22 protein-coding genes are annotated in these 24,522 nt (G+C 51.3%); 9 read left to right on the forward strand and 13 right to left on the reverse strand.

Going from position 1 to position 24,522, the window contains the following annotated elements:
- Nucleotides 1-23 precede the first annotated feature (23 nt).
- On the forward strand, nt 24-1,286 hold the full coding sequence (locus JHJ32_RS09235; protein ID WP_200120799.1) for a DUF4374 domain-containing protein: 1,263 nt from the start codon (nt 24-26) through the stop codon (nt 1,284-1,286).
- A 13-nt stretch (nt 1,287-1,299) separates the two neighbouring features.
- Complete coding sequence (locus JHJ32_RS09240) at nt 1,300-2,247, forward strand: siderophore ABC transporter substrate-binding protein (protein ID WP_200120800.1); 948 nt, start codon at nt 1,300-1,302, stop codon at nt 2,245-2,247.
- A gap of 6 nt (nt 2,248-2,253) precedes the next feature.
- On the opposite strand, the gene JHJ32_RS09245 is transcribed toward JHJ32_RS09240, so the two are convergent.
- The 10 genes from JHJ32_RS09245 to JHJ32_RS09290 form a co-directional block, all read right to left on the reverse strand.
- On the reverse strand, nt 2,254-3,033 hold the full coding sequence (locus JHJ32_RS09245) for an ABC transporter ATP-binding protein (protein ID WP_079715286.1): 780 nt from the start codon (nt 3,031-3,033) through the stop codon (nt 2,254-2,256).
- A 12-nt stretch (nt 3,034-3,045) separates the two neighbouring features.
- Nucleotides 3,046-4,092 (reverse strand): iron ABC transporter permease, encoded by a 1,047-nt coding sequence (locus JHJ32_RS09250; RefSeq protein WP_079715287.1) that lies wholly within the window; start codon nt 4,090-4,092, stop codon nt 3,046-3,048.
- 13 nt (nt 4,093-4,105) lie between these two features.
- Nucleotides 4,106-5,215 carry an ABC transporter substrate-binding protein gene (locus JHJ32_RS09255; RefSeq protein WP_079715288.1) on the reverse strand — a complete coding sequence of 370 codons (1,110 nt, stop codon included), beginning with the start codon at nt 5,213-5,215 and terminating at the stop codon, nt 4,106-4,108.
- 90 nt (nt 5,216-5,305) lie between these two features.
- Entirely contained in the window at nt 5,306-6,337 is a 1,032-nt protein-coding gene (locus JHJ32_RS09260) for a YncE family protein (RefSeq protein WP_200120801.1), read from the reverse strand.
- Between the two features lie 40 nt (nt 6,338-6,377).
- The gene (locus tag JHJ32_RS09265) at nt 6,378-7,430 is read right to left on the reverse strand and encodes a YncE family protein (RefSeq protein WP_200120802.1); all 1,053 of its coding nucleotides are present in this window, start codon (nt 7,428-7,430) and stop codon (nt 6,378-6,380) included.
- Between the two features lie 30 nt (nt 7,431-7,460).
- Nucleotides 7,461-8,657, reverse strand: coding sequence for an alpha/beta hydrolase (locus JHJ32_RS09270; protein ID WP_200120803.1), 1,197 nt, complete (start codon nt 8,655-8,657; stop codon nt 7,461-7,463).
- Nucleotides 8,657-9,943: a hypothetical protein gene (locus JHJ32_RS09275; protein ID WP_079715292.1), complete on the reverse strand. Its 1,287-nt coding sequence runs from the start codon at nt 9,941-9,943 to the stop codon at nt 8,657-8,659. Before JHJ32_RS09275 ends, JHJ32_RS09270 begins: the two co-directional genes overlap by 1 nt.
- Nucleotides 9,944-9,947: 4 nt before the next feature.
- Complete coding sequence (locus tag JHJ32_RS09280) at nt 9,948-12,308, reverse strand: TonB-dependent receptor (protein WP_200120804.1); 2,361 nt, start codon at nt 12,306-12,308, stop codon at nt 9,948-9,950.
- 148 nt (nt 12,309-12,456) lie between these two features.
- Nucleotides 12,457-13,650: an outer membrane beta-barrel protein gene (locus JHJ32_RS09285; RefSeq protein ID WP_200120805.1), complete on the reverse strand. Its 1,194-nt coding sequence runs from the start codon at nt 13,648-13,650 to the stop codon at nt 12,457-12,459.
- Nucleotides 13,651-13,688: 38 nt separating this feature from the next.
- Nucleotides 13,689-14,261, reverse strand: coding sequence for an RNA polymerase sigma factor (locus JHJ32_RS09290; RefSeq protein ID WP_079715295.1), 573 nt, complete (start codon nt 14,259-14,261; stop codon nt 13,689-13,691).
- A 149-nt stretch (nt 14,262-14,410) separates the two neighbouring features.
- Here JHJ32_RS09290 and JHJ32_RS09295 point away from each other — a divergent pair, with 149 nt between their 5' ends.
- From JHJ32_RS09295 to JHJ32_RS09315, 5 genes are all read left to right on the forward strand, one after another.
- On the forward strand, nt 14,411-15,256 hold the full coding sequence (locus JHJ32_RS09295; protein WP_200120806.1) for a hypothetical protein: 846 nt from the start codon (nt 14,411-14,413) through the stop codon (nt 15,254-15,256).
- Nucleotides 15,257-15,328: 72 nt separating this feature from the next.
- Nucleotides 15,329-15,700, forward strand: a complete 372-nt coding sequence (locus tag JHJ32_RS09300) for a hypothetical protein (protein ID WP_200120807.1) — start codon at nt 15,329-15,331, stop codon at nt 15,698-15,700.
- Nucleotides 15,701-15,729: 29 nt separating this feature from the next.
- Nucleotides 15,730-16,272: a YceI family protein gene (locus JHJ32_RS09305; RefSeq protein ID WP_079715297.1), complete on the forward strand. Its 543-nt coding sequence runs from the start codon at nt 15,730-15,732 to the stop codon at nt 16,270-16,272.
- A 13-nt stretch (nt 16,273-16,285) separates the two neighbouring features.
- Nucleotides 16,286-17,266, forward strand: coding sequence for a DUF5777 family beta-barrel protein (locus tag JHJ32_RS09310; protein WP_233632572.1), 981 nt, complete (start codon nt 16,286-16,288; stop codon nt 17,264-17,266).
- A 33-nt stretch (nt 17,267-17,299) separates the two neighbouring features.
- Nucleotides 17,300-17,680, forward strand: coding sequence for a DUF2784 domain-containing protein (locus JHJ32_RS09315; protein WP_079715299.1), 381 nt, complete (start codon nt 17,300-17,302; stop codon nt 17,678-17,680).
- Between the two features lie 7 nt (nt 17,681-17,687).
- Here the strand turns inward: JHJ32_RS09315 and JHJ32_RS09320 are convergent, their stop codons facing one another.
- The 3 genes from JHJ32_RS09320 to JHJ32_RS09330 are packed head-to-tail and all read right to left on the reverse strand — an operon-like array spanning nt 17,688 to nt 19,194.
- The gene (locus tag JHJ32_RS09320) at nt 17,688-17,915 is read right to left on the reverse strand and encodes an AtpZ/AtpI family protein (RefSeq protein WP_200120808.1); all 228 of its coding nucleotides are present in this window, start codon (nt 17,913-17,915) and stop codon (nt 17,688-17,690) included.
- Complete coding sequence (locus JHJ32_RS09325; protein ID WP_200120809.1) at nt 17,887-18,318, reverse strand: polymer-forming cytoskeletal protein; 432 nt, start codon at nt 18,316-18,318, stop codon at nt 17,887-17,889. The genes JHJ32_RS09320 and JHJ32_RS09325 overlap by 29 nt, the downstream gene beginning before the upstream one ends.
- A gap of 30 nt (nt 18,319-18,348) precedes the next feature.
- Nucleotides 18,349-19,194, reverse strand: a complete 846-nt coding sequence (locus tag JHJ32_RS09330; protein ID WP_200120810.1) for a M23 family metallopeptidase — start codon at nt 19,192-19,194, stop codon at nt 18,349-18,351.
- A gap of 203 nt (nt 19,195-19,397) precedes the next feature.
- Between JHJ32_RS09330 and JHJ32_RS09335 the strand changes: the two genes are divergently transcribed.
- Together JHJ32_RS09335 and JHJ32_RS09340 are read left to right on the forward strand one after the other, a co-directional pair.
- On the forward strand, nt 19,398-22,199 hold the full coding sequence (locus JHJ32_RS09335) for a tetratricopeptide repeat protein (RefSeq protein ID WP_200120811.1): 2,802 nt from the start codon (nt 19,398-19,400) through the stop codon (nt 22,197-22,199).
- 60 nt (nt 22,200-22,259) lie between these two features.
- Nucleotides 22,260-24,503, forward strand: a complete 2,244-nt coding sequence (locus tag JHJ32_RS09340; RefSeq protein WP_079715304.1) for a penicillin-binding protein 1A — start codon at nt 22,260-22,262, stop codon at nt 24,501-24,503.
- The last annotated feature ends 19 nt before the right edge of the window (nt 24,504-24,522 follow it).

Consider the following 24,522-nt stretch of genomic DNA (forward strand, 5'->3'; position numbering starts at 1 on the left):
CGTTAAACAAAAACAATATGAATATGGAACACCTTAAAACAATGAATGGTATCGTATGGGGCATAGGCCTGGCGCTTTTAGCAGCCGTGGGCTGCAGCAAAAATGATGGTCCGGGGCCGGCTGGTGGCAATGGCGGAAACGGCGAAAGGTATTTTATCGCCGCTACCGCGGGTTCGAGTACTTACCTGCTTACGGCCGACGATTTGGAATCTGGCACGGCAACTATCGTCGGAAATGGCGTGGAGATACCACGTACCTATTCCATGTGGGTAAACAATGGCACCAAGGCTTCGGTAGGGCTTATCTATGCACAGGGCGATCCCGGTATCGGCATTTCTTACGGCTTGGACGCCAGCGGCAACCTGGTCCCCGTGGGCAATGAGTTTCAAATCACATCCCGCTTTACAACCTATGGGGCATTTGATAAGTATGTCGTCACAAGTGTGAGCGGACAAACACTGACGGATGGCAAGACGGGGGCTGTTTTTAATTTCATCGACTTGGACAACCACAATACCATGACGCAACGGGACATCGTAACGGAGAATTTCACCGGTAACGGCCAGCTTGCTACCTTTTCCGGCATCGTCGATCTGGGCAACGGCGAGTTTCTCACCGGGCTGGTAGTGTCCGAACCGAAAGATCCCGAAGCCGGCGGCGGGGGGAGTACCGGCCCTGTCACGCATCCGGATAGCGTATGGGTAGCCGCATTGGACGCCAACCTCAATGTAAAGCGGATTTACCGGGATGACCGCATCAGCTATGCTTCGGGCCGTATGCGTTCGCAGTATTATTCGCAGATTGCCAGCGACGATGCGGGCAATGTGTACGTGTTTTCCGGCTCGTTTGAAAGCAGTACCACCAAGCCTGCCGGCGCGTTGCGCATCAACAAAGGGGCTGCGGATTTCGACCAAAGTTATTATTTCAACATTGAGGAGATGTCGGGTGGTTACCGTTTCCGCAAGGTATGGCATATCACCGAAGACTATTTCCTGTTGGAGGTATACAACGATTTGGAATACGGTTCTACCACCGCTGCCAGTCAATATGCCGTCGTAAAGATGCAAGACAAGACCTTTAGCTGGGTACGGGAAGGGTTTCCGGCCAAAGATGAGATTTCGGCTACGGGATTGCCGTTTGCCGATAACGGGAAAATGTATTTCCCTGTAACCACTGCGTCTGCGCAGCCTACCGTATATGTCATCGATCCGAAAACGGCGACGGCGAAGGCAGGGCTAGTGATACAAGCGGAAGGCGTAGCGGCGTTGTCACGGTTTGAATATTAAGGCACGGCGGATTATGCAACGACATACCTTTATCCAAAAAGTAGCGGGCATGGTGCTCGCTGCTTTTATTGGCATGGCCAGCCTCGGTATAGCGGATGGTAAGGACGAACTGGTGACGATTAAACACCAGCTTGGCGAAACGCAAGTCAGGAAAAATCCGGAACGGGTAGTCATCTTTGATATCGGTTCGCTGGAGACGTATCACGAACTGGGCATACCGGTTGCTGGTGTGGCCAACAGTGTACCGGCCTACTTGCCGGAATACAGAAGTGACAAATATGCCAAATTAGGTGGTGTCAAAGGCCCGGATATCCGAGCGATTGCTGCCTTTGCACCGGATCTAATCATCATCTCCGGCAGGCAGTCGAACGCTTATGACTCGCTATCGACGATCGCTCCAACGATATTTCTCGGTGTCGATACGAAAGACTACTGGCGTAGTTTTGAGACCAACGTGCGCCATATTGCCAAGCTACATGGCAAAGAAGCACTGGCTGAGCAGAAGCTGGCTGCATTGCGGCAGAAACGGGATCTCGTTACCACCGAGACGAAAGATGATGGCAATACTGGTTTCGTTGTCTTACATGTGCGGGGTGGCCATACCGCGTATGGCAGTGGTTCGCGGTTCGGCTTCATCCACGATGTACTGGGGGTTCGCCAGTCGTTGGCCGACTTGGATGACACCAGCCATACCGGCCATCGGTTTAGCGAAGGTGATGGATTGGTGGAGAAAGCAAATCCGGATTACCTCTTTCTGATCGACCGCGATTCGGCAGTGGGGGGCGACGAGAAACAAACCGATGGGCTGCTGAGCGATGAATTGAAGCAGACACCGGCCTATCGGAACAACAAAATTGTGGCACTGCCCGGAAATATCTGGTATGTATCCGGTGGGGGGCTGATCTCGGTCGATAAAATGATTACGGATGTGGGCACACAGTTGTACGGCCTGAAGTTCTGAAAATTCTTATAGTTCCCTGTCGACGATAAGATTGGGCAGTCCCAATGAACAGATTTCCACACGAATCGCCACGCCATATACTTGGGCGATGATATCGGGTGTAATGGCTGTTGTGGGGCGCCCATGGCTGGCAATGGTGCCTTTATCCATGACGATGACCTGGTCGGCCCACTTAAGTGCCAGGTTGAGGTCGTGCAATACCATGACCACAATGCGGCCGTCGGCGGCGAAGGATCGGGCCAATCGCATCACCTTGAGCTGATGTTTGAGGTCAAGGGCGCTGGTTGGCTCGTCCAATAGCAATACCTTCGGCTCGCGCACTACACTGCGTGCTAAGCTGGCCATCTGCCGTTGGCCTCCCGACAGCTGGTTGAGCGGCTCCAATGCCAAGTGCGAGATACCGATGCGTTCCAGGACTGCAATTGCGCGATTATGTAATTGTTCGTTGCCATCTCCGGCAGCGTCCAGCGGGGAGGCTTTCAGCGCACTGATCACCGCCTCAATGACCGACAGGTTGATATCCGTAGGGACGCTCTGTGGCATGAAGCTGACCACCCCTGCTCGCTTTTGCGGCGATAGGGGACCCAGGTCCTGACCTTCGTATGTGATGGATCCCTTCGTACGGAGTAAGCCGGCTATCGCGCGCAATAAGGTGGATTTACCGGCGGCATTCGGCCCGGTAAGTATCGTTACTTCGCCACTGACCAGGGGAGGCAAGGTGAGCCCGCTGATAATGGGTTTGCCCGGGTAGCCTGTATGAAGGTTGTCGATGCGTAGTGTAGCCATATCTTCCTGCCGTTAACGTTTTCGCTTATTTAGGATGAGCGCAATGAATACCGGTACGCCGATTAGCGAGGTGACGATGCCCACCGGTATGATAGCACCTGCTACGATGGCCTTGCTGGCCAGCGATGCCAGCGACATGATCAGCGCGCCGGAAAGGATGCTTGCTGGCAGCGAAAAGCGATGATCTTCGCCTATCAGGAGCTTGGCAATGTGCGGCCCAACCAAACCGATAAAGCCGATAGTACCAACGAACGCAACCGAACCGGCCGTCAGCAGGCTGATGCGCAGCAGGGACAGAAATCGGAGCCGCCGTACGGACACCCCGAAGCTCCGTGCGCTATCCTCACCGAGCCGCAGCGCGGTGAGTGGCCATGCAGCAGCTAAGGAGAAGGGCACAATGACCACGAATAGTAGGAAAAGCAAAGGAATATTGTCCCAATTTGCCTTTGTCAGGGAGCCGAGGCTCCAAAAGATAAATTGCTGTAGGGCTTCGGCACTGGCCATATACTGCATGATGCCTGTAAAGGCGTTGAACGTAAAGACCAAAGCGATACCAAACAGAACCAGTCCTTCCGGACCAGCTCCGCGCGTAGATGAAAGCGCCTGTAGAAGGAGCGTGGCGCCGAACGCAAACACGAAGGCATTGACAATGACCATCCAATCGCCAGCCACGCCGGGAAGGCTTACGCCGATGATGATGGCCAGGGCTGCTCCAAAGGACGCAGCAGCCGATACGCCGAGCGTGAAGGGGCTCGCCATGGCATTGTTCATGATGGTCTGCATCTCACAGCCTGCCAGGGAGAGCGACGCGCCGACCAGTAAGGCCATGATGGAATACGGCATGCGGACCTCCCATACAATGACTTTGCTGGACAGCTCGACGGCGCCAGGTGAAAAGATAGCTTGGAAAACCTCACTTACTGAAAGCATCGAAGGTCCCACGACCATATCAAAGAAGAAGGATAGCGCCGTGGCAAGGGCTAAAGCAACAAGTAAAATGATGCGTCGGGCGAATTGCTTGCGGTACCCTTGTTCGATGGCCGTGGTTGTCGTCGACAAATCTGCTCTCCTGTTATTGTTTCAATTCCGCAAAGTAAACACCTTTCAGTGGTACTGCCAAAAATCGCTCGTTTATTTCCTTCAATACGCCGTGTGGCTGTAGCTTGCCGAACAGTTCGGGATGCGTCCATTTCGCCAGCGCTTCCACAGCCGCAATGTTAAGCGGCGAATCGTAGAATAAGTGCCACATACCGTATACTTTCCCTTGCTTGATGGCGCTAAGGGGGCTCACGACAGGGCGTGCAGCGAGCTGTGCGAGGCTTTGCTGAGTTTGGTACGTGTATACATTCTGCCCGATGACCAATCCGGCCTCACCGGGTATAGCAATGCCTGTGGCAATATATACGTCAGGCTGTTCACTGATCACGTATTCCATGTTGAGCGTGCCTACTTCGCCGGGAAGGATGGTGCCGATATTGTTGCCGCCGACAAATTCAATAAATTCGCCGAGGTTGCCTTTGCCCGGTGATCCCGGAGGCACATTGCCGCGAATCATTTCCATGTATACCTTGGGCCTTTTGAGGTCGCTTTGCCTGGCCAGCGTGCCCTGAATGTGGTTCATCCGGCGCTTGTAAAAAGCTGTAAATTCAGCCGCCTTCTGCTCTTGGCCAAGCACTTTGCCCAACACTTCGATACTGGGAACCGTGTTTTTAAATGGATGGAGCCTGAAGTCAATGAAGATGATGGGAATGCCTGCTGCTTCCAGCTGGCGGATGATATCCGTGGATTTGGCATCCGGTCCGTGGGAACCGGCCCCGAAAATGGCCAAGTCGGGCTTCAAGGTGATGATTTGTTCCGTGGAGACAGTTTCCTTACCCGAGGTGCCAATCAGCGGAATCTTGTCCATCGCCGGAAAGCGTTTGCGGTATTCATCATACAGCAGGCCACCGGATTTGGCGAAATCGCCCGTCCAGCCGGCGATGATGGACACAGGATCTTGCACCAAAAGGCTCAAGGTGATTAGCTGCCGTCCCTCACCAAGGATGATTCGTTTGGCCGGGGAAGGGATGGTTACTTCGCGTCCGACCACGTCTGTCACCGTGATGGGTTGGGCGCATAGTTGCGTGACGCAAAAGATGCCGAAAAAAAGGGCGATCAAGTTGGTTTTTATTTTTCTGCTCATGTTTTTTATAAAATTAAAAAGTGGTCTGCGGGTTCGCTAATCGTAAACTTGTCATTCACTGCCGCTGATCACAGACCACTGATCACTGATTTATGGCTTGATAAGGCTCACGGAGTCCGCATTTGGTGCAGGTACCGGTTCGGGTGCGTTTTCACCACGTTCGCGTACGGCTTCCTTGTTGGTGATGTATACGTCGCCCGTTTGGTGATTGATGGCCACCGTGTTGGGCAGGGCACCGATCTCAAACGTTTTAATGATCGCCAATGATGTGCCATCAATTACATTGACTGTCCGCCCGTGGCGGTTGGCAACATAGATACGATCGCGCTGTGGGTCGTAATTCACGCCCAGTGCGCCTGCGGCTGTCGGAATGGCTTTGATAAGTGCACCGGTCTCGGCATCCAGCACCGTGATGTTTTCCGACGTCTGGTTGGCCACGAAGAGGCGGTTGCCTTTGGCATCGTAGTGGACGTTCGTAGGACGTTCGCCATGGGCGGCGAATTTCTTCAGCACGTTGCCGGTGGCGCCGTCTACCACCACCACTTCGTTGTCGCCCATCGCGGTGGCATAAATGATATTGTTTTGCTCATCAACGTAATGGCCGGTAATGGCATTTCCGAGGTCGCCATAAAATTTCAGGAATTTATTGGTTTTGGCATCGATGACCCAAAGGCCTTTGCCACGCACGCTGCTGGCGTAAACCAAACCGCGGCTCTCGTCCACACGGATTTCACGCGGAGCACGCCCGTCCGCATCAGCCTTGATAATGGTTTTTTTCCCGGTGGGGATATCGATGGCGACAACAAGTCCCGAACGGCTGTTGGTCGTGTAGAGCGTTTGCGTATTTTGGCTGATACCCAACCCCATCGGGGCGGATTCAGGGGTGGATATGCTGTCCACTGCTTTTAATGTTGTCGGATCCAATTTATACACCATGCTGGTGCCGGCTGAAGAGATGAAGACGGCCCCGTCTTTCTGATTGACGACAGGTTGATAGATGTTGGCACCTATTTTTTCGGTCTTCACGAGCGTCTGGGCAGTGATTGGATTGATGGCGGCTGCCGTTAAGGCAACTGTTGTGATGGTTAATGCCGCCGCGCGGCGATTGGCTATTGCTTTCATTTTTTTATTTTTAACTGATTAAACGGTTTTTTTACTCAATTTACGGGGTGATTAAACTTACCGTGTCACCATTGGGCAGGGGAGTCGGCGGCGTTTGTCCCTCACGTACGCGGGTGCCCACTTGTTTGTTGGTCACATAAACGGTACCGGTTTTGGGATGTACAGCTACCGTGTTGGATAAGCCTTCCGTGGGGATGGTTTTCATAACGGCGTAGCTACTGCCATCAACCACGGTAAGGGACTTGCCTTGGCGATTGGCGGTATAAATGCGGTTTCGCGCTGCGTCGAAGCTGACACCGATGGGGTTTTCGCCGACGGTGATTTTTTGCAGCAGCTCGCCGGATGATGCATTTAACACGGTAAGCACGCTGTTTTTTGAATCGGTCACAAAAAGCCTGTCGCCTTTTTTATCCAATGCGATGTTGATAGGGCTTTCCGAGCCTGAGGGAAATGACCTTATCTTTTCGCGGGTTTTGGTATGGTATACCAGCACTTCGTTATCACCCATGGCGGTTACATACAACAATCCTTTGTCGCTATCGACAGCCAGTCCTGTCGCCGTTTTTCCGGCGCCGTCCAGTGAATACGCATATTGGTTGGTTTTTCCATCAATGACCCAGATGGTACTCGGATCGCCTACGTCAGAGACATAAATCTTGTTGGCTTTTTCGTCCACCGCCACCTCGCGCGTATGGCTGCGTTCGGCGCCGTTGGTGATGGTGGCTACTATCTTGCCTGTTTTCAGGTCGATAGCATGCACTGAATTTGACCGGGTATTGGTGGTGTAGAGTGTACGGGTCTTTTGGTTGATGCCGAGCCCGAAACCAGGTACCTCGCCAAGCGCGATGCTGTCGGTCACCGCCAACGTCCGGGGGTCGAGCTTGTAGACGCATGAGCCAGGTTTGCCCTGTTGGCCCACGGAGGCCACGTAAACTGCGCCATCACGGTGATCGACGGCTATTTCATACAGCCCCGCACCTACCTTCGCCGATTTGGAGAGGGTCTGGGCATTTGACATTGCGGTAACTGAAGCCATAGCAAGGGCCAGTGTGCCAACGCGGAAATACGAACGGCGGAAATTAATAGTAAACATGTGAATTGAAATTATGGTTAAACATCCTGATTATTGAACATGCTTTCGGGTACCCGTTATGAACCAGTCATAGAACGCGGGGAAGGCCTCGCGCCAATACAGTGCGCCATGCCTACCATCTTCGCGTACCGACAGCTTGAGTTGGGGGGCTGCCGCTTTTTTCAGCAGTCCCATCGCTCGTTGCACATCATCGTGCATGTGCACGAAGGTGCTGTCGGGCTTGAGGCGGTTTTCGCTCATGCCGGCATAAAAGTAGTACCGTTGTGTATGGATGTTTTGTATGTTTGTTAGCGTAGTTAATTCCTGTTCGATATTGCCGTGGTCCAACCAGATGGATGGCGAAAATACACCAAGCGTGCCGAATACATCAGGGTAAGCCAACCCTCCGTACAGCGTGATCAATCCGCCCAAAGAACTGCCGGCCAAGCCGGTATGCGCTTTGCTGGGCAAGGTGCGGTAATGGCTGTCAATGTAGGGTTTCAAGGTCTCCACGATAAATTGGAGGTACCGGGGGCCTTCCACTTCGGGGTATTCCTCGTTGGGCCGGAAGTAAAACTCAGGTACGCGGTCTTTGTAATCCGTTTGGTGATTGATGGCTACGACAATGCATTTTTCCGCTGCTGTGTCGATGACTTCATCGACGCCCCATTCAATAGGGCCAATGCGGCCTTGGGAAGTAGCTTCATCGAAGAGGTGCTGCCCGTCATGCATGTACAGCACGGGATACCGCTTACCGGAGGTTGCATAATCTTCCGGAAGATAGATCCAGATTTTGCGATGCCGATCCAACTGGGGGATATACCATGCGGAGTCCAGCAGGTGTACATTGGGGGACGCCGTGGAGGGCGGGAAATCATCGCGCCACCCTTCGATTTGGCAGACGATGGTCGTATCGCGATCAAGCATCGCAAGCCGGGGGCCTTCCAGGCGGCCTTCAGCAGTGCATTCCGAAGTATGCCAATCGCCGCGAGTGAACTTAAATTCCAGGCGGTCACTGGGTACATCTTCGAGCAGCACACGGATGCCATAGGAACCATCGGTGTGCCGTTGCAATACCATGCTTTCCTCGGCAGGGTTCCAGCGGTTGAAATTGCCAGTGATGTAGATCGGCTCGCCAGCATGGGTATGGGGGATGTCCGTCACTCGCACAGTGAGCAGTTGCTGGGCAGCGCTATCGTAAGGCGTGCCCAGCAAAAACAACGCGTATAGCCATGCCTTAAGCCGCATTACTGCACTTCGATTTTGTGGAAGCCCGATACCGCTCCGCCAACGTTCACATTGAATAACAATTCGGCTGAATGGCTTGCGGGGTCATATTCATAGTAACCGTTTTCGCCGCTGACGGTCGAACCGCGCAACAGGATTTTTCCGTCTACTTCGACAGCCGCCATGGCCGCACCCGGATTGGTGCCTACAGGTACCCCGGTGATTTCGGTGAACGCTTTGCTGGCTACATCAACCGCATAAAATTTCCAGATATTTGCTGAATTGATGTTGCCATTGGGACCGCCGGTTAACGGGCCTGTATTGACGGTGAGGATGAGCTCGCCGCCTTTCGCAAACACGCCGACAAATTTGCCATTGTATGCATCGGTAAAATCACCCGCGAAATCGAGTTCCCATGAAGGGTCGATATCGGTTTCGTTCGCCTTAATGCGCACAATTTTCGACTGGCCGCCAATAGCACTTCTGCCCTGGCAAACGATGTAGAGATCGCCATTGGTATCGAAGTCATACATGTGGTTTTCATTGATATAGGCGATACTCCCTGTATTCTTGATAGCAATGGTCTTTTCATGTGTCTCGGTACCTAAGTCTATCACGGCAATGTATACATCTGGATAGAAGTCGTCGAAAAAGCCAATCTGGCCCTGGCTGGTGGTATTCTTGGCATAGGTAAGGTTTGCAAAGAGTTTGTTTCCTTTGATAGCGAGAAATTTCTGGCCAATAGCACGGAAATTGATCCCTGTTCCGTCCTCGCCGCGTTCATTGATTGCGTCAGCGAAGTCGAGCGATCCGATATTGCTCATTGTACTGGGATTGAATTTCTGGATTTTGGTAGGTTCTGCAGCATCCCAATAGTAACCCAGGTTGTCATCCTTGATGACGAAATTGCCCGTTCCAAAGTATTTGTCGGCTTCTGTTGGGTTTTTGGAGGCGATAAATTGTCCGGCGGTGACCGTTCCGTCGGCGGCGACGTTAATCTTTTCGATGCCCGTGGCGTAATCCGAAGTGCGGAACATTTTGTAGATGTTGTTGCCATGCGTCCGCCAGCCGCCCATTCCTTGCCCTTCGAGCGAACCGGCCCCTGAATTGGAAACGGTACCGGTAGGCAATTCATCGAAGGCGCTGATAAAACCGGCCTTGTTGCCGGAAACCCGGTCGCTTAACGTAATCAAGACGTATTTGTCTGTCGTCAATTGGCTTGGAGTCGGGTCATCACTGCTACACGCGCTTGCTAGCGTACCACCTGCGAGTAGCATGAGAAGCGTGTACTGATTGAATTTTTTCATTTGATTATGATTTTTTCGTTAAATGGTAATTGATTTTTACATGAAAGCTCCGGCCTGGCCGTTGGATTTTATAATAGTCGTAGAGTTTGGCATCAGCCAGGTTTTTAATCTCAACGCCTACCGATATCGGTTGGGCAGGCAGAAAATAAGTGAAGCCGGCGTTAAGGAGGTGCTGGTTGGGCACTACGTTAGTGACCGGTACACCGGCCTTCCCGAACAATCCGAGGAATCCGCCTGGTTCTTGGTCGCGAGGGATGTGGTTGAGATAGAATTCGCGGATAAAATTCCAATGTATGTACGGTTTCAACCGGTCGTCTTGCCAAATGAGCGAAGGGAAAGTGCCTGCAAGTCCGACATTCGAAAAGAAGTACGGTGTATTGCGCAGGCGCGTACCTTCAATCCATTTGTGCGTGCCTTCGCCAACATCCACCATCCGGTTGTCCTGCCAGGTCGCATTGCCATTTAATCGCAGGTACTGGCCGATGCGGTAAGAAATGTCGATGTCAAAGCCATACCCGCGGATACTATCAAGATTCTGGTATTGCGCAAAGGGCGGTTGAACCGGAATCAATAAGATCATGCCGCTTGTTTTACGATAAAAGCCGGTTACCTCCAGGGCAAGCGTAGGCGTTTGGTAGCGATAGCCGAGGTTTGCGTTGAAGCTTCGTTCCGGCTCCAAATCGAAATTTGGGGCACGGGTATCGTTATCGCCGAACAGTTCGTTTTCGCGCGGGAGCCGGTTGGTCAACTCAAATGAAGCCCTGAGCAGGTGGCGGTCGCCCATGGTGTATTTCATCGCATTGCCGATGCCCCAATTGCTGTTGGCTGATGAGGTGTAATGGTCAAGGTCGGTTGCATTGGCCATGAATCCGTTGATGCCCCGCGTGCGGAAATGGAAAAATTTGCCAACCAGCTGATTGGTTAAGCGGCCATCAAGCCACTTCGATTCCCAGGTAATTCCCGCAATGGTTTTCGCATAAATTGCCGCTCGGGAGAGAATGTCGATGTCTGTACCGTTAAAACGCATTCCGTAGGGGTCTTCGCCGACGCGTCTGTTGTGGTTGAACACGACATTGGCTTCGAGTCTATGCGTTTCGCTTATGTCGTACGCTGCGTTCGTACGGCTGATGATGTTATCGAAGTCGATATCGGACAGTGAGCGCCTCGGGCTTTCCCCGATTCCGCCGTGAGGTGTAAAGTTTCCAAACCAGTCAAAGGTACCTCCCACGGTATCAACACGTGAACGGTTCAGGATGCTATACGAAACGAATTGGTCCAGCGCCAGCTTGCCGCCAATATTTTTCTTATAGCGCAGACTGGGTACCCAGCCTTGGTTGTAAACCATTAATGCACCATACGGATTGGTCATCAGGGCCGGGTGCTGCGATTCACGATCAATATCATAGCGAGCTAAGGAAATTTTCAGTTCATCCGCCCAGGCCCGATTGCTGATCCCCGCGTATGCCTCCAGAAAATAGTGCCGGTAGCCATTATGGAATAACGATACCGTGGCAGGGGTGGGGTTCGCGCTTTCGTTGATCACTTCAACATCTGCCTTGTAATTGTTGTCCGAATAATTATAAAACCCGTCAACGCCCACGAACCAGCGGTTTGATGCATTGCTGTGGTAGGCAGCGATGTTGGCAATATGCGTGTTAAATGATGCCGCTTCATAAGAGATGTCCAGCATCGTGCCAACATGCCTTCGTGTCACGAGGTTTACCGCACCGCCCAATGCGTCTCCTCCAAGCGAAACGGGTACGACCCCTTTGTATACTTCTGCACGTTCCAGCAAATTAATTGGGACATTGTTTATACCATATCCGCCGCCCAGGTATTCAAGCGGTATGCCATCGCGGAAATATTGAACCGAGTTGCCTTGGAACCCATTGATGGAGACATCTACGATATTGCCCAATCCGCCGCTTTGCCTGATTCGTATGCCCGGTGATCGGTTCATGAGCTCCGCTAACGTGGTGGGTTGTTCGGCAATAGCCCGGGTATCGACCACGACGGCCCGGATGGCCTGTTCGCGTGCCTGCTGCGTTTCCGTTTTTCCGGTGACGGTCACATCCTCAAGCATGGTCGATTGAGCAACCAACCGGACGGCAATATCCGTCTTCTGGCGTTCCAACGTGATAGCTTGGGTGTATTCGAGGTAGCCCACATGTGTTACCCTCAAGGTGTAGCTGCCAGGAGTTAAGCCGCTGAAAGAAAACGTTCCCGATTGGTCGGTGATCTGCGGTGCGACCTTTTCGCCGATGTGTACTGACGCTCCGGCCAACGCTTGTCCGCCTTCGTCTTGTACAGTGCCTGTAAATTGCAAGGTTTGCCCGTACGTCGTGCCGAACGTGAGCATACCCATTACGATGACATATTTTCTAAAAGTTACAAGTAAGTGAAATCCTCTTCCCACAGCGACGCGTTAAAATGCCGCTAATTTAGATTAATTATAGATTAATACCAAATCACACCGCAAAAAGTAACACATACGTGTAAGCGTAGCAAGTATGTTACGGTTTCCGGCGGCGGGTGAGGTCGATATCTGCTGAGATGGCTATCCCTGAAGAATAGAGTTTAAGGTTGCCGTTGCCGATACCGGTCAGGGGCACTTTCACGAATGGCTGTACCGTTACTGACAGGGAAGGTGTAAGTTTGCGCCCGTAGCCCACTGAAAGGTTGCCGATACCGAGCATATGGCGATTTTGGTTGTGCAAGGTGATCTGCTGTGGGTAGCCGTATTCATGGGGGGGATAGCTATAGTTATACGTTTCACGGAGCATGAGGTAACTTGAGATGCCCGCAGATACAAACCATGATGATTTCGCTGATTGGCTGACATTCACCCCGATGTTGAACGGAATATCCAGTACGCCGCAGTCAGCTTCCACAAAGCTGGGCGATCCGGCGCTGTTGTTCCAAGTGGCGCTTGGGCGGTAATCGGCGAAATCGGCTGCATATCGTTTTCGCGCATAAAGGGCGCCAGTGCTGATGGTGAATCGGTTGCTGAGACGGTATGTGGCTATCAGGCCGATGTTGCCACTGAGTTTGCCGCCCAGCGGCTGTGTGCCAGACAAATCCGGGGCAGCCAATATGCTGAACGCCCAGCCGCGTTGTGGCGGGCCGGCGACGCGGTAGCGGGGTTGCTGCATCCGGGCATCGGGAGGGCCAATCATCGTATGGGCCGGCCGTATGATCGATGTGTTGTACAAACTATCTGTACGCGGGGTAAGTGAGGCGGTTGCCGTGGGGCTGCTAAGCAATGCATAGGTTGTCTTTGCGGCAGACAAGGCAGGGCTTCCCTGGCTGTCGGTTGCCGCAGCTTGCATGCGACCGACCGGCGGTGGTATCGCCTTGCTGCGGTTTTCGTCGTCAACCGCCGGCTTATCGGCTAATCCGTTTCCCGGAGACACCGCCGAATGACGTTGCACTCCTGAAGAAGGCGGCGCTTCTGCTGGAGTTTTTTGGGTATATCCCGGACTTTCCGCTATCGTTGAACGTGTATTACGATTCGTGACAAATAGCATGATGGCCAGTACTATTGCTGCCGCAGCGGCGCTACCTGCCCAAACCCATAAGGGTATGGTACGCTTCCTATTCCCACGTAGTTTCTTGGACAATCTCCGCCAGTCCTTTTCGTTAAAAAGGATATCCGGATCGGTGAGTCCATCCTTGAAAAGTTCGTCTATGGGGTGTTTCTCTTGCATTATTCCATACTTTATCGATATTGCGCTGCGCCTGTCATCTATTTCGTACGTATCGTGGGCCGTTCCATTTTGGTCGTTTCATCCAATAGTTCCTGAAGCCGTTTGCGTGCCTTATGTAAGTTTGACTTCGAGGTGTTTACGGTAATGCCCAACAGCTCGGCGATCTCATTGTGGCTGTATCCATCTATTGCGTAAAGATTGAATACGGCCTGATACGCGGGGCTGAGTGACCGGACTAACGCCAGCAAATCATCGTAAGCCAATTTGCCATAGACACTTGCCTCATCACTGATGTGCTCATGGTCTTCTACGTCCTCTTGCTGACCGAATTTCAAGTTCGCACGGTAATAATCAATCGCCGTATTCGTAATGATTTTTCCGAGCCATGATTTAAAAGGTTTGGAGGAATCGTATTGTTCGATATGGCTGAATACTTTCAGGAAACTATCACTTAAGATGTCCGATGCTTCGTCCGAATTTCGGGCATAGCGCCTGCATATTCCCATAGCATAGCTATAGAATTGCTTGAACAAAGCATATTGACTTTCCTTTTTGTGTTTTCGGCAACCCGCAATATACTTTTGTACTATTTCTTCATTGACCGTCGGCAAGCGTTTGTCTTATATATACAATATTACGGAGGATGACCACCAAAGGTTGCCTTGATGCAACTATATTTTTTATTCCGCTACTCGTGGCAACCGCTAGTCGTTTTTTTGCGTACTTCCAGTAAAGAGACAATAATAATAAAACAACGATCATGATGGTTCTTTTTTCTCCCCGACTGATTGGATTGGCAGCCGCAGCGGTTTGTCTTTCCTCCCTTTCCTGCAGCGATGACGATCCCGAGCCGGAGCCCGAAACAATGGGTATCCGTTTGCAGGTCCACACCACGTTTGGGCAAGTGCTGACGGATGGAGCGGGACGGGCGCTTTACTTTTTTGCGCTTGACGCTGACGGCAACTCAGCCTGCGCGGGCAATTGCTTGTCGCTATGGCCGCCGTATCATCATGATGCGGCCGCGCCCGGCGAAGGTATCGACAGGGAAGATATAGGCACGGTTGCCTTGGCCGACGGCACGATGCAGACGACCTACAAAGGTTGGCCTTTATATTATTATTCCGGCGATGGCAACCCGGGAGAAATCACCGGAGATGGTGTCGGTGGCAACTGGTTTGTCGCCAAACCGGATTATACGGTCATGTTGGTCAGCCATCAGCTTGTCGGCGGCGATGGGACGGCATACACGGCTGATTTGACACCGGGAGAGGGCCTGACCGCATATCTCGTGGATGCGTACGGCCGTACCTTATATGGGTTTCGGAATGACCGGTATAATACCAACAATTTTACCAATCCGGATTTCAGCAACGATGGCGTATGGCCGATATACGATGCCACGTTGCAAACGGTACCTTCGGCGGTCAATCGCGATGATTTTGCATCAATAACCGTACATGGCCGTACGCAATTGACGTATAAAGGCTGGCCACTCTACTATTTCGGACAGGATGTCGCCAGGGGCGAGACCAAGGGAATCGATTTTCCTGCGGTTGGTGTCTGGCCGGTGTTGGGCCCCGATTCACCGGAAGCGACCGCGCCTTGACCGACGGCAGATACATCTGATAGGACTGAATTGATATAACTAGCTAAATAACATAATAGAACGTAATAGAATATGAAACAGTATGTATGGAAGACATCATTATTAACGATAATGGTGCTTAGCCTGGCGGGATGCGGAAAGGACAACGATGCGCCAACGCCTGAACCGCCGCCATCCGGCGGTGAAAACGTAACGGTAGACAATGTGACCTACGCCAATTTCGTGGGCGGCCTATTCCAGTCGCGCTGCAGCAGTTGCCACACCGGATCAGGAGCTGGTACCGCTCGCTGGGTCTTTTCGGGATACGCTTCCGTAAACAACAACCTGGAGCGTATCAATGACGTGGTGGTGGTACGCCGCATCATGCCGCTGAATGGAAGCCTATCCACGCGTGAACTGCAGTTGCTTGAAGCTTGGATCGCTAAAGGGGCACCACAGAACTAAGACTATCGACAGCGGATAGAACCATAGCCATGAAGATATACTATGTTTGGTTTTTCGTTATGATCCTGTGCTTCCGGGCGGAAGCACAGGATATTTTGGTCGATCGGGGAAGCCGGATTTCTTTTTTCTCCTCGGCTCCCCTGGAAGATATTGCCGCGGTCACAGAACGGGCAAGTTCAGCCCTTCACGTCAAAAGCAATGAAATCGCGTTTAAAGTAGCCATAAAATCCTTCGTATTCAATAAACGCTTGATGCAGGAACATTTTAACGAAAACTACATGGAAAGTGACCAATTTCCATATGCCACGTTTAGCGGCAAGATAAACGAGCCGATAAACTGGGCTAGTGATGGGCGCTATCCGGTGATCGTTGCAGGCCAGTTGGAAATCCATGGGGTAAAGAAATTTTATACAACCAAGGCGATGATTGAAATACGAGGCAATGCCGTGAAGGCCCATGCCAAGTTTGACGTGAAGCTTGCCGATCACGGCATTAAGATACCGCGGGTCGTGGTTAAAAATATAGCGGAAATTGTAGCGGTAGACGTTTCATCTACTTATCAAAGGCAATAAACTAATCCATTTTATGCGTAAATCAAAAATAACGAAGAAGTGTAGGCTACTGATGGTTTTGGCCATGCTGGCTACGAGTTTTTCATTGTCGGCGCAGACCGAGCTCGCAGATGTATTGGCAGGCGACAGTGTAGGGCATGCGCGTGAGGAGGTGGAAGCTACATTCAAAACAACACGGATAATCAATAGCCAATCCATCGAGACCATTCATAAGCACGAGCTGGATTTTAAGGTTGACCACCGTTTCGGTGATATTGCCGGTGCCAATGGCGGGGGGCGGAATTTTTTTGGATTGGACAATTCAACGGATATTAAAATAGGCTTTGAATACGGGATAACGGATTACCTGAACGTGGGGATAGCCCGGGCCAAGGGAGCGACCCGGGTCTCGCAATTGTATGAAGCAAACCTAAAATACCGGGTGCTGCGGCAGACTGTCGATGGGAAAACGCCACTATCCGTGACGCTTTACACGAGTGTAACCATCCCCGGTGTGGAAGCCGACCGGCAGAACGATGGCGAAGCGGTATCATACCGGCAGTTTTCAGACAGGCTAAACATCGTGGCGCAATTTATCCTGGCACGGAAATTCGGGTCCAACCTGTCCTTGGCGCTCCATCCGACATACATTCGGCGAAATACCACGGCCTATTATGATGATATGAATGACCTGTTTGCCCTGGGGATTGGCGGTAGGCTAAAGGTGAGCAGGCGTATGGCGCTTGTGATGGATTATTTTCTGCCTTTCCGATCGGCGGCAAGCAAAGAAAGGTATGCGGATGCCATCACGGCGCTATATAATCCATTGGGCGTGGGACTCGAAATTGAAACAGGCGGCCACGTATTCAACCTGAACTTTACCAATGCTACTGCTATTCAGGAAATGCAGTACATCCCGGAAACCACCTCGTCATGGAGAAAGGGGCAATTCAGATGGGGATTCACCATTTCGAGGCGGTTTTCATTAGGTAATAAGGAGGGCGAGCGCCGGTGATGTAAAGGCACACGTTTTGTACGATTAATAGGCATGATATGGCTGAAAGTGCTCGACAGCTTTTTTACCCTGCTGCATGTGTTGATTATCGGTTTCAACCTGCTGGGTTGGATATGGCCGTCCACCCGCCGGCTTCATTTATATGCGGTGCTGATCACAGCCGCTTCCTGGCTGTTGCTGGGCATATGGTATGGCATCGGTTATTGCCCCATTACCGATTGGCAATGGCAGGTAAAAACTAAGCTGGGCGAAAACAATCTTCCTGATTCATTCATCAAATACCAGGTAGATACGTTCACCGGCACCTCCATCGATGCAGGATTGGTGGATAGTGTCACCGCCATAAGCTTCGCCGTGGTCAGTGTGTTGTCTGTCTACCTGAATATCCTCGACAGAAAAAAGCAGCGCGGTTAATGCGGTATTATTTCCCCCTGCGTGTCACCGCCCGTATCACCGTATAGATGCTGATGCACACACCCACCAGCGCAAATAAAGCAGTCCAAAGCGGCTTCTCGCTATGCCGGGATTCGTCCAGACGGTATCCGAGATAAGTGAAAATGCCGATAATCGCCAGCATCTGGAAACCGACGCCTGTAAAATAAGCGTATTTGCCTAATGCGTTATTGGGGGACGACCTGGGCTTTTTCATAGCCAATCAGTTTCACTTCGGGCAGGTGGTCAGGCAAGCTTAAATTTTTGCTGGTCGTACATTTCCCATTAATGGAAGCCCCGTCTTCGACGATAAACCGCGTTGCTTTGATATCACCATGTATCGACGCTGAATGATTGAGCTGGAGTACCTCTTTGGCTACCACCTCTCCCTGAACGGTGCCTGAAATTTCGCCGGAGTTGCAGTTTACATTGCCTTTAATGTCTCCGTTTTCGCCAATGACCAGTTTGGCTGTGCAGGTAACATCGCCAATGATTTGGCCGTCGATGCGTAGGTCGCCGGATGTATTGATGTCTCCGGTGATTGATGTGCCGCTGGAAATCAGGTTAAAGGTGCTTCCTCGTTGTTCCTGCGGTTTTTCATTTTTTTTGTTTACAAACATGCTGGTTTTGCTTAGGTAATTATGGATTTTTCAAAAAGCGATGTAGTCGGTGGGGTTTACCGGGTTGCCGTTGTGCCATAACTCAAAATGAAGATGTGGGCCTGTACTCAATTCGCCTGTATCACCTGCAAACGCAATAACTTCCCCGCCACGTACAAAGCTACCAACTTTTTTGATAATCGAAGCACAATGTTTATAAAGTGATAATAAATTATTACTGTGTTGGACAATGACGACGTATCCGGTTTCCGGTGTATAGGAGGCAAACACGACGTTGCCGCTCAACGTCGTTCTCACGGGTTCGTTCAGCTTCACGGCGATATCCACGGCATGGTGCTGTTCTTTGGCGCTGAAATTTGAACTGATAATACCCTTGATAGGGCTATAAAACGTGTAAGATGAGATACCCGTGTGGGCGGCTTCCGGATTTTCGGGTAGGTCATACGGCGCACCGGATTCCACCAACTGGCGGAGTGCCAACTCATCTTTGGAAAGGCCAACGTCAGCCACAGCCGGAGGTGCCAGGTTCGTTGTCTTGCCCGCGATATGTTGCCCGCCGGCTTGTTCGAGTGTCTCGCCGGCCTGGCCTGCAATAACCTGCCGAAGGTTATCCAGGTAGATGGTGTTTGCCGCTGCGACCTGCTCCATGGAATCGATGCGGGTATAAGCCTCGATAAGGCGGCTCCGCTCAAAACCGTTTAAAGACATGCCCGCCACATACTCGCGCAATGGTGTGGCCCGGATAAAGGCGATCGTCAACATTACCACGATGACAGCCGCGGAACTAACGCCAGTGATCCAGTACCACAATTTTCCGGTAAATGACGCTTTTTCTTCAAAAGTTTCCTCCTGGAGCACGACAACCTTATACCGCATATTGAGTGTTTTAGCAAGTTTCGTTTTTTGTTTGCGCAACGTTCCTCCTTTTTATTGTGTAGCTGGTATCAAAATAAATGATATTTTTGCATGTGTGATCCCAGCAAAGATATTTATTTTTATGGCACATCCTCTAAGAAATAGCGGCATTGAAACGTAATACATTTTCTTTTTTATTCTCTCGCTTAGCTGCCTTAGCCTTAATGTCTTATGTGATTGTAGCATGCGCTGTTAATCGGCAGGACGAAGGGGTTAAGTACGACATGATGGAAAACCTTACCGCACGGTATAATATCGTCTACCATGGCCGTAAAATCATTGCTGACGTCGAACGTGAAAATTTCGCTTCACATCAGGACAACTATCAGCAATTGCTTCCCATCTTCGTGGAGCCTACCGAGGCTACGGCTGCAGCCAACGGCCAGTTGATGGATTCGGTCATCGGCAAAGCGCTGGATATCATTAATAAGAAAACAAGAAGTAAGTACATTAATGAAGCCTACCTGCTTACGGGTAAGGCTAACTACTTGAAGGCGAACTACTATAATGCCGTTGAGTTTTTCTCGTATGTAGCACATGCGTTTGCCGACATGCCAGCGTACCGTCAGGCGGCATTGATAGGAAAGGCCCGTTCGCTGATGCAATTGGGCAATCTCCATGATGCCGGTTTGGTGTTGGATACGGTCTTTTTAGGTTTGGAGTCGGACAAGCGTTCGCAAGGGCTGGCGTTTGCCACCCAGGCGAAGTATTACCTCCTCACACATGATGAGGAATCGGCGATTACCATGCTGCGTCAGGCGGTCGAAAATACGCGGCACAAGCCGACCAAGTTGCGTTGGCATTTCCTGTTGGGGCAGTTACTGCAAAAACATGGTTACGCGGATGAAGCGCATCAACATTACCGCCGGGTAATAAATAGCAATGCACCTTACGAAATGTCGTTCTATGCGGGGTTGAACAGCGTTTATCTTGCCACCGATGAAAATGCCACCGGTGCTGACCGTGTAAGGTTGTTGCGGCGCATGCTTCGCGATGACAAAAATGCGGCATTTAAGGATCAAATTTATTATCAGATTGCCGAGGTGTTTTATGCAGACGGTCACTTAGCAGAAGCCTTGGCCAATTACGAAATGGCGTTGCAGCAGCCAAGCAACAACCGCTATCAAACGGCGCTTACTTACCTGAAGTTGGCTGATCATTATTTCAGCGCCGCTGAATACACAACCGCAAAGCACTACTATGACAGCGTGGGTATGTCGTTGCCCGCAGACTTTCCTGATGTAGGCGCGGTTCAGCGTAAAATCGCCAATCTGGATGATTTGATCACGCAATTGCAAGTGGTGGCACGCCAGGATAGCTTACAGTATCTTGCAGCTTTGGATGACGTAAGGCGCGAAGCCGTGCTCGATACCATTGTCAGTGACGCATATGCCAGGCAGTTTGCGGCCGAAAGTGAGCCTAAGCATGTCAGCCGCCGGTCGGACCGACGGCCGGCATTTGATGACATCTTGCCCACGACGGTAAGCTACACCGATAATCGGTTTTACTTTAACAACCCGGATGCTATGGGGATGGGGCAGGCGGAATTTAGACGGCGATGGGGCAATCGCCAATTGCGTGATAATTGGCGGTTCAGTGATATGCTCGGTCAACCCTCTGCCACTGGAGGCAGTGGCCCTGCGGCTTTCGGTGAAGGCGCGGCCGCGCTGGCTGACACGGCCGCGCTCGATAGTACCGCATGGGTACAGCAACTCCGTGGGCGTTATATCGAGGCCTTGCCCGATAATGAAGCGAAGCTGGCGACGTCGCACGGACAAATCCACGATGCATTGCTTCGCATCGGAAACACCTACCGAGACGAACTGCGTGACAATGAGGCGGCAATCAACACCTATGAGGAGCTGTTAAAACGCTACCCCGACACCGAGGAGGCTGCATTGCTCTACTATAACCTGTATCGGCTTTACACCGATGTCGACGAAGCGCGCGCAGCGTATTATAAGGACAGGCTATTGACCGCCTTTCCTGACGCGCTATACAGTCATTTAGTCCGGGACCCTTCGTATATGGCCAAGCTTGAGCAACAAAAGCGGGTGCTGGACCAAGCTTATGAAAACGTATATACCTTATACACGCAACAGCGGTACCCTGACGTCATCGAAGAGGTGACGCGTATACGCCGTCAAAACCCCGAAAGGCAACAAATTGCAAGTCAATTGGGCTATTTGCAAGCTTTGGCATTGGGACGCACCGCAAGCCTCGATACATTTGAACATGCCTTGCTGCAGCTCGTTGAAGATTTTCCGGACGATAGCCTGATCACCCCATTGGTTGCCCAGCATCTTGCTTTTATTGAAGTGAACAGGGATACACTGGCCGCCCGGCCGTATGCTTTGCAAGGCGCCGATGAAAACAGGGAGCGGTTTGTAGACGAGCCGACGATGACCTTATGGCCGCAACTGGTCATCAACCACGGTCCCGAGCCGCCAAGGCCACGCCGGGAGCTGGCCGTGGCTGCCGCCGGGCAAGCAGGGTTAAGCGGACGCAATAGCTTGGGAAACGCGTCCGGTGTTTCCAGGCAACAGCTGGCTAAGACGGCTGAAGTTGGTGAACTTGGGCCCAATGTCTATCGGGATTTGGAACTGCTTCCGGATTCGGCAACCTACTTTTTTGTTATCAATGTAATGAATGAACGTGTGAACCTCGCACCATCGAGGTTCGGCATCGGACAGTTTAACCGTACCCGGTATGCGGGCAATGCCATCAGCCACCAGCTTAAGGTTGTAAATGGCGAAAACCAATTGGTTTATATCGGTCCGTTTTACCGTTATGACGATGCCAAGCGTTACGAGACCTCGTTATTGCCCTTGTTGCCGGACATTATGAAAATCCCGGCGGATATCTATAATACATTTGTCATCACGGAAACATATTTTGGCACGCTATCTGATTTTGATAAGATAGATGATTACCATGCCATTTACCAGGAGCAAATGGATAAGTGAATACGTGAGTAAGTATAAACCGCTAACGACTAACTACTCGGTACTTAGTACTAAAACATAATGAAGAAACAGACGAAGAAAGCGAATACATTAACAAAAGAAGAAATCAGCCGATATACCCGTAATTTCTGGAAAATACTGATAGGTGCTATCTTAATGGGCTTTTTGTTTATTTTCAGTGTGGGCATGGGGCTTTTTGGAAAGCTGCCAACTTTCCGCGACCTGGAGAATCCGAAAAGCAACCTGGCATCCGAGGTTATTTCGGATGATGGTGTGGTGCTTGGGACTTATTTTGTGCAAAATCGATCCAATGTACGGTATGACGAATTGTCACCCCACCTGATACAGGCGTTGATAGCAACCGAAGACAAACGGTTCTACCGGCATTCCGGCATCGATTACAGGCGTACGTTCACGATTATTTTTTACAATTTGGTAGGCAATCGCCAAGGTGCGAGTACCATCACGCAACAACTGGCGCTTAACTTGTTTTCGGAAGGCCGTGCACGCAGTACGGGCAAACGCATCATCCAGAAATTTCAAGAATGGATTACAGCCGTGCGCTTGGAGCGTAATTACACCAAGGAAGAAATCATTACGATGTATTTCAATACCGTCGATTTCGGCGCTTATAATACGTACGGCATCAAATCGGCAGCACGGACTTATTTTAATACAACCCCGGATAAGCTGAATGTCCAACAGGCAGCCCTGCTGGTGGGGATGCTCAAGGGACCGGGTATCTATTCGCCCGTGCGGTATCCACAGAATGCCATCAGGCGACGTAATGTGGTTATCGACAATATGCGGAAAGAAGGCTTCCTCACACGGGAAGAGGCGACGCGCCTCAAAAGTGAACCGCTGATTACCGATATGCGTATATCGAATTACGGAGAGGGGCTTGCTCCTTATTTCAGGGCTGTCTTGAAGCGTGAAATACAACGGGAATTCAACGAGATGTCAATTACCAAGGCTGACGGTACGCCCTGGGATCTGGATCGGGACGGGCTCAAAATCTATACAACCATCAATTCCAAGATGCAGCTTTACGCTGAGGAAGCCCAGCAAGAATGGATGAAAACCATCCAGGCAAATTTCGACAGGCAATGGCGGAACCGCGACCCGTTTCAGGGCGACAAAGCTAAATTGCTTGAAACCGGCATGCGGCGTTCAGACCGTTACCGGGTGTTGAAGCAAGCCGGTAAGTCGGATGAAGAGATAAAAAAGGATTTCAATACGCCAGTGCCGATGACCATCTTTACGTGGGAAGGAAACAGGGATACGACCATGACACCCATGGATTCTATCCGCTACAATAAGCTGATCCTTAGAAATGCCTTCATGTCTATGGAGCCGCAGACAGGCTATGTACGCGCCTGGGTGGGGGGGATCAATTTCGAACACTACAAATATGACCAGGTCAAGATGGGTACCCGGCAAGTGGGTTCTACGGCCAAACCATTTACCTATGCGGTAGCCATCGATAATGGGTTCTCGCCGTGCTTCCAGGTACCAAACGTACCGTTGACTATCGGTACCGGGCAATATGCGTGGACGCCGCGTGGCGAATCGGTGGGAAGTCCCATCACATTGCGCGGGGCATTGGCCCATTCGCAAAACTTTGCTACGGCCTACATGATCAACGAAGTAGGTGCCAGGCCGGTTGCTACACTGACCAAACGGATGGGCATTACCTCCGAAGTGCCGGAATACCCGTCCATCGCGCTTGGGGCTTATGAGGCGTCTGTATACGATATGGTGGGTGCCTATTCTTCGTTCGTAAACCAAGGCGTATGGGTGGAACCCACCTATATCCTGCGCATTGAAGACAAAAACGGCATGCCGATTTATGAGAAAGCTCCCCGGGTAACCAAGGTGCTCAACAGCGAAAGCGCTTACATTATGGTGGATATGCTAAAGAGTGTCGTGGATGACGGTTCGGGAAGACGCCTGCGTTTCCGCTATAATTTTACCAACCCTATAGGCGGGAAAACCGGTACGACCAATGACAATGCGGACGCCTGGTTTATCGGCATCACGCCGGAACTGGTGAGCGGCGTATGGACAGGAGCCGAAGATCGTGGCATCAGTTTCTATTCGATGACTGAAGGGCAGGGGGCGCAAGCCGCATTGCCGGTCTTTGCCATTTATATGCAAAAAGTCTATGCCGATACCTCGCTGCATTATTCCAAAGGTGACTTCCCCTTGCCGGATGGCGGGCTCACGCGCGAACTGGATTGCAGTAAATACCGCCAGTTTTTCGGGGAAGAGGAAGAGAAGCTGGATGATCGATTGGGATTCTGAGTTGGTTCAGTTTTAGGCT

Origin of the sequence: Parapedobacter sp. ISTM3 (assembly GCF_016533505.1) — a bacterium.
GTDB lineage: Bacteria > Bacteroidota > Bacteroidia > Sphingobacteriales > Sphingobacteriaceae > Parapedobacter > Parapedobacter luteus.